Genomic DNA, 5,671 nt, shown 5'->3' on the forward strand with positions numbered 1-5,671 from the left:
GCGCAGGCAGGCTTGCGTCGCCGGCACGAAATTCGAATTGGCGGAGTAGCGCAGCGCAAACAGGAAATCGCGCAGAGCTTCCGCCCATTCCTTCTCCTCGTCGGTCTCCTCGTCGTTCATGGCCGCCGTCGACAGCCCATGCCATTTTTCCGACTGCGGGATGATCAGGCTTTCCAGCCCCGCGGCCAGCCGGTTGGCGGCCGAGTTGATGGTGTTGGCATAGACGCGGGCGCCGCGCCGCTCCTGCCGCTCGGCCTGCGAGTCCGGACTGCCGGTTCGGCGCCCGCTCCAGATATCGGGCGCATCGGGGTCGCAGAACTCCGCCACCTGCTCCCACACAGCCTCATACTGGCTGCGCTCGCTCTCGAGCTCGGACTGGCGCGACAGGATATCGCGGGCGCGGGAATCGGTCATTTTCAATCTCGCTTGATTGGCGCGTCGCCGAAGCTGTCGATCTCACCCCTCGTGGGGGAGATAGCCGGCAGGCCAGAGGGGGGCGCGAAGGATCGCCAGCTCTTCAATCCAGGCGACTGACAACCTGCAGGGAAACGCATTGCAATGTGCCGACAGGCCGGCGGGACAGCGCCCCCCTCTGCCCTGCCGGGCATCTCCCCCACGAGGGGAGAGATCGGCTGTCTTGTCATCTTTTGCCCACTTGGCGGTGCTACGCACGTCTGCGGCGGGTTTTGTTGGAGGTCGATGTGACGACAAGCCTTGCCGCCCTGAAAAGCCAAAGCAAACGCGCCGTGAAACGGCTCATCGGTTACGATTCCCGCAACTGGCTGCGCGTCCGCCAGATCGAGGCGTTCAGCCTCTTTCTCGAAGCCGGCAACCGCAAGGCCTCCGACGTGATCGAGATCTCGCCCGGCTGGAACCGCTACTGGCGCACAATGTGCCCCAATTACCGCAGCGTCGATTTCCCCGCCTTCGACATCTGCAAGGACCGCACCGACGAGCAATATTCCATCGTCATCGCCGACCAGGTGCTTGAGCACGTGCAGCGGCCGCAAGCGGCGGTGCAGAACATCCACGCCATGACCCGGCCCGGCGGCTGGGCGATGGTGGCGACACCCTTCCTGTTTCGCGTGCACGCCAGGCCGCACGACTACAACAGATGGACCCCCGCCGGCCTCAAGCAGCTGATGGTCGAGGGCGGCTTCGCGGAAGCCAACGTCAAGGTCCACGGCTGGGGCAACAAGGCCTGCGCCAGGGCCCATATCGGCGGCCCCGTGCGTGCCTACGGTCTGTGGCGGGATCTCAGCAACGACGAGGAATACCCGCTGATGGTCTGGGCTTTTGCGAAAAAGGCGAGCTGATCTCCCCCTCGAGGGGGGAGATCACCCCCGCCTTCTCATCACCCGCGCATGCCGTCGCCACACCCACCAATCCCACACGCGCTTCCTGAAACTGCGCTTCATCGCGGTCATGGTCTAAAGCCCCAGCAGCACGCGGCGCTGGCCGGTGAGGCTGCCTGGCGCGAGGTCGGTCTTGATGGTGCTGGCTGTGCCCTGACGCTGTTCGAGCTCAGCCCGCAGTGCCGCCTCGCGCGCCTGCACGTCCTTGTCCTGCGCCGTCGGCGTTGGCGGCAGCGGCTTCAGTTCCGGTGGTTTTTGCAACAGACACATGGTTCCAGCCTTCTCTTGTCCAGTCGTAGAGGAAAAAATCTTCGCCGTTGCGGCCATAGCCAGGCAGCAGGCAGCGTTGCGTGGCGCCCAGCCGGCCAAGCCAGCGCAGCGCGAGATCGTTGGCGGCCAAGGCGCGGGCCTCGACCCGCCAGGCGCCGCGCGCGGATACCTGCGGCCCCAGCACGGCGTGAAAGAACCCGGTAATGCCAGGCACGCAGCGCCGCATGCGGCGCGTGCCCCAGCTCCAGGCGATCCACAGCCCGCCGCGCTGTTCGGCGGCGCCAAACCCGGCTTCCGGATTGCCGTCGAGTTCCGCGACATAGGCAAACCCCTGCAACGCCGCCAGCGCCAGCAGCGCCGGCGACCAATGGTCGAGCTGGCAGTCGATCTCGGCCCGGTCTTCAGGGCGAAGATTGGCGGCGATATAAGAGAGGTCGCGCAGCGTGGCGGGGATGATGCGGACGGTCATGGGCAGGCCTGAGCAATGGGTTGCACTTCCCGCTTTCGGGCGGAGTCTCGGCCGCTTGCGCCCTTGACCGGCCCCGTCGCCAGTGACCTACTTCGGACATCGACGGCAGGAGACGGGCGAATGGACATTCGAGCGACACTGACGGAGCTATGCGAAGCCTTCAACGCGCACGATCTCGATCGCATCATGGCGTTCTTTGCCGACGACTGCGTCCTGGAGATGCCGAGGGGCGCCGAGCCCTGGGGAACGCGTTACGAGGGCAAGCGCAGCGTATGGGACGCGCTGGCGACACGCTTCGAAGGCCTGCCCGATGTCCACTACGGCAAGGCTGAGCACTTTGCAGACGAGGCCGCCGACACCGGCATGTCCAAATGGACCCTCACCGGCACCACCCGCGAGGGCGTGAAAAAGGAAGTCCGGGGTTGCGACTTCTACACGTTCCGCGACGGCAAGGTGATCCGCAAGGATTCTTATTGGAAGATCGTGGAGTAGGAGCTGGGACATGGGTCACATCGGCGCCAGCGACCAATGGTCAAGCTGGCAATCGATCTCGGCGCGGTCTTCGGGGCGCAGGTTGGCGGCGACGTAGGAGAGGTCGCGCAACGTGGCGGGGATGATGCGGGGCATGGATGGACTTTCGTCAGCGAAGCTGACGTGGCGGAAACCGGTTGATACGGCAAGGCGCCACTGCCTTGGGGCTGGCACGAGAGGCGGAAAAGCGCGCAGAGAATATGACGTCAGAGCGGGGCGCCGACATCGCCGGGGAGTCGGCGAAGGCCGATAAAAGCGCTTAGACTGACCTTTCCCACTCATTGAGAATTTCAATGTGGTCGTCTGTCTTTAGCGGCGCTGCGCTGAAGTAGATATTGGCGCCAAAATCGACCCCTTCGCGTCTTTCTATACGGAACGGGATCGGCTTCAAAGACGGTATCTTGGCGTGATCGGCGCTCAACCCGATACCAAAGGGATAGTAGTCAATAGCCGCTCCGGTTGTGGCGTTCAGCCTGTTCGAGATAGAACGACTGATATTGTTCAACGCGGCAAGCAGTTTTAGCACGTCCTTGTCGCTATGAAATGTGAGAGTCGACTCGTACATCCTATCTATAGGGAAAGCCTTTGTAAAAGTGGCGTGCCAGCGCTCCGACATATAGGCCAGAACATCAATAAGAAATTCGTCCAAGACGTTGCTACTCGCCCGTGACGTTATCACCACGCCATCGTTGTAGAGGTCAACAGATTCAATTGAAATATTATTGAAACGGCCGTGACGAAATTCAACTTTGGCCTTCCGCATTTCCTCCAAGGTTTTCGGAAATTCGACAAATTCATATTTCTGAGCGAAGTCGGCAGTAGCGGCAGGCAGATACAACTGTCCCTCTAGGCGGCTCGATAGGAAAAGGGAGGTGACGCGTGTTATCTCGATAGACACCAATTTCACTGTCTCAATTCCTGTTTGTGGTCATTAGCGCCAATTTGATTCCTCTGGCTTTCAACCAGACCCAATTGTCGAACGTTCTGATTTTGGTTGTCAAAAATATTGCGGACCTGCGCAGACATTGGTGAAAGCACCGGATTAAATTTCCGATAGTCGATTGTCTGGGAATTATCACGGCGCGCTGCGTTGAAGCTCTCGTGAATCGTGTCTGGCTGAAGCGCTTTATCGGACATGTCCGCTGTACGCTTCAAGAAATCCGGGTAAGAGACAAACTGGACAAGCAATGCAACGTCCAATCCGCTTGCGATATCAAGAAGCGTCTGCACCGTGACCTTTCCGTATTCTGTATTCTCCAGTCGGGAAATTACGCTTTGCTTCTTTTCTGTACGCTGCGCCATTTCACTTTGTGAAAGGCCAAATTTCCGCCGAAGCGCCTTTATCTGATATGCAACACCGGCCCGAACACGCGTTTGCACATATCCATCGCGATAGTCCTTATCCAAATAACGCTTAAGGGTTTCTGCCAGGGCGATCACAAGTTTTTGCCTTCTTTGGATTTGAATAAATTTCTGTCAGACGTTCCTTGGCTTTTGCCAGAATATTACTAGGTGTGTATTCTTTGTCTTTGTGAAAACCTACGCTCAAAGCCAAATAGCTCTGATTCTTCTGGTCAGCCTTCCCAAAGATTCGCCACTGCTTGTGGTCTCTGCCAAAGAATTTCACTTCATGCAGGCCTTTGTACTCACCTTTTAGTGGCTTAAAATTTGGAGGCGCCCAGATTTCTAGCTGTTCGAGCATTTCAAAAGCGGCATTGTGCGCGCCTCGTGCTTGCGGAGTATCATCATACCATCGCTGCCAAAGGTTTGACGGCCTTCCGTCATCATAGCATCGATATGTCCAATTTGCCATAGCAATTTTGCGATAAATAGTATATCGGACCGCGCCAAAATGATTCCAATTGGCTAATGGAGCATGAATCCAATGATATAGCTATGCATCCGCCTTGCGACAGTCTTTCGATGTGCTCGATCTCATGCGTTGCAGATGTGTGTCGATCAACACGAACTGTCGCTACGCTGTAACGTTAGGGAGTCGACCTCGGGTCAAGCCAGGCCCGGGAATGAGGTAATAGGCGCTCCGCGCCTCACCGAAACGCCCCCAGCGGATCGCTCTGCCCTACCGGCCTTCTCGCTGCCTTGAACTCCGCCGGATCCACCACCGCCTCGCGCAGCATCATCACGCCATAGCGTGTCGCCGCCATCAGATCATCCCGCAGCTTGACCACCTGGCCGTCCTTGCGATGAAAAAGCCGAAACTCCTCGAACCAGTCGGCCAGCGTCGAAAACACCTTGAAGCGGCCGCTCTGCATACGGTCGAGCATTTCCATCAGCCCGGCCTCGACCGAGACCGACCCGTCGGGGAATTGTGCGTGGCGGGTCAGCATGTTCAGCCCGTGCGCGGCATACTGCCGGGCGAGCGCCACGCCCGCCCCTTCCAGCGTTTCGCGACGGCCGTCGCGCGGCCAGGCGAAGGGCAGCCATTCGCCCCAGGGTTTGAGCGTCAGCGTCTGCATCGCCGGCGTCTGCTGCGAGGCCCGCGCTGATTTGGTGACATAGACGACATCGGCCTCCGTATCCCAGGCGAGTTCGACCGCGGCCGACGGATGGTCCCAGCCGAAATCGAGCGCGCCCAGCCTCGGCCAGTAGCGCGGCAGCCGAAACGGCTCGCAGGCGATCAGCGCCTCGGCCACCGGAAAGATACGGCCGGAGCCCAGCACCGGAATGCCGCGCGCGCGGGCCTCGCGTTCATGCGCCGGATAGGCGGCAACGATCGCCGCGCGCTCCTGCGGCGAATAGTGCTCGGCATCGTCGATGGTCATGAAGGTGACGTGACGGGACATGGGGGATACCTGAATCACGTTGCGAGGTGGCGACTGTATGGCATTGTTCGGACGCGGTTTTTCGGATCGGGCGCGACGGCTCTTCCCTTCTCCCCCTGTGGGAGAAGGTGGATCGGCGCGCCGCGCCGAGACGGTTGAGGGGTGTTCCAGCGGAGTGAGGCGTTGGCATTCCCTAAAACACCCCTCATCCGACCTCGCTTCGCGAGGCCACCTTCTCCCCCAGGGGGAGAAGGGAAGAAGGG

8 protein-coding genes are annotated in these 5,671 nt (G+C 60.0%); 2 read left to right on the forward strand and 6 right to left on the reverse strand.

The window, feature by feature from the left end:
• A partial coding sequence (locus tag EN993_RS29965; protein ID WP_245469014.1) for a portal protein occupies positions 1-414 on the reverse strand: 414 nt, incomplete at its 3' end.
• A 287-nt stretch (positions 415-701) separates the two neighbouring features.
• Between EN993_RS29965 and EN993_RS29975 the strand changes: the two genes are divergently transcribed.
• Positions 702-1,316, forward strand: a complete 615-nt coding sequence (locus EN993_RS29975) for a methyltransferase domain-containing protein (protein WP_127265587.1) — start codon at positions 702-704, stop codon at positions 1,314-1,316.
• 208 nt (positions 1,317-1,524) lie between these two features.
• Here EN993_RS29975 and EN993_RS29985 read toward each other — a convergent pair whose 3' ends face one another.
• Positions 1,525-2,094 (reverse strand): hypothetical protein, encoded by a 570-nt coding sequence (locus EN993_RS29985; RefSeq protein WP_127265589.1) that lies wholly within the window; start codon positions 2,092-2,094, stop codon positions 1,525-1,527.
• A gap of 120 nt (positions 2,095-2,214) precedes the next feature.
• On the opposite strand from EN993_RS29985, the gene EN993_RS29990 reads away from it, so the two are divergent.
• Positions 2,215-2,586, forward strand: coding sequence for a nuclear transport factor 2 family protein (locus EN993_RS29990; protein ID WP_127265590.1), 372 nt, complete (start codon positions 2,215-2,217; stop codon positions 2,584-2,586).
• Between the two features lie 298 nt (positions 2,587-2,884).
• On the opposite strand, the gene EN993_RS29995 is transcribed toward EN993_RS29990, so the two are convergent.
• From EN993_RS29995 to EN993_RS30010, 4 genes are all read right to left on the reverse strand, one after another.
• A complete protein-coding gene (locus EN993_RS29995; protein WP_127265591.1) occupies positions 2,885-3,532 on the reverse strand; it encodes a hypothetical protein in 648 nt (215 codons plus the stop codon).
• A complete protein-coding gene (locus EN993_RS30000) occupies positions 3,529-4,065 on the reverse strand; it encodes a helix-turn-helix transcriptional regulator (RefSeq protein ID WP_164757897.1) in 537 nt (178 codons plus the stop codon). Before EN993_RS30000 ends, EN993_RS29995 begins: the two co-directional genes overlap by 4 nt.
• Complete coding sequence (locus EN993_RS30005; RefSeq protein ID WP_127265593.1) at positions 4,040-4,438, reverse strand: type II toxin-antitoxin system RelE/ParE family toxin; 399 nt, start codon at positions 4,436-4,438, stop codon at positions 4,040-4,042. Before EN993_RS30005 ends, EN993_RS30000 begins: the two co-directional genes overlap by 26 nt.
• 235 nt (positions 4,439-4,673) lie before the next feature.
• Positions 4,674-5,429: a terminase family protein gene (locus EN993_RS30010; protein WP_127265594.1), complete on the reverse strand. Its 756-nt coding sequence runs from the start codon at positions 5,427-5,429 to the stop codon at positions 4,674-4,676.
• Between the last annotated feature and the right edge of the window lie 242 nt (positions 5,430-5,671).

This window comes from Mesorhizobium sp. M7D.F.Ca.US.004.01.2.1, assembly GCF_003997785.1.
Taxonomy (GTDB): Bacteria; Pseudomonadota; Alphaproteobacteria; order Rhizobiales; family Rhizobiaceae; genus Mesorhizobium; species Mesorhizobium loti.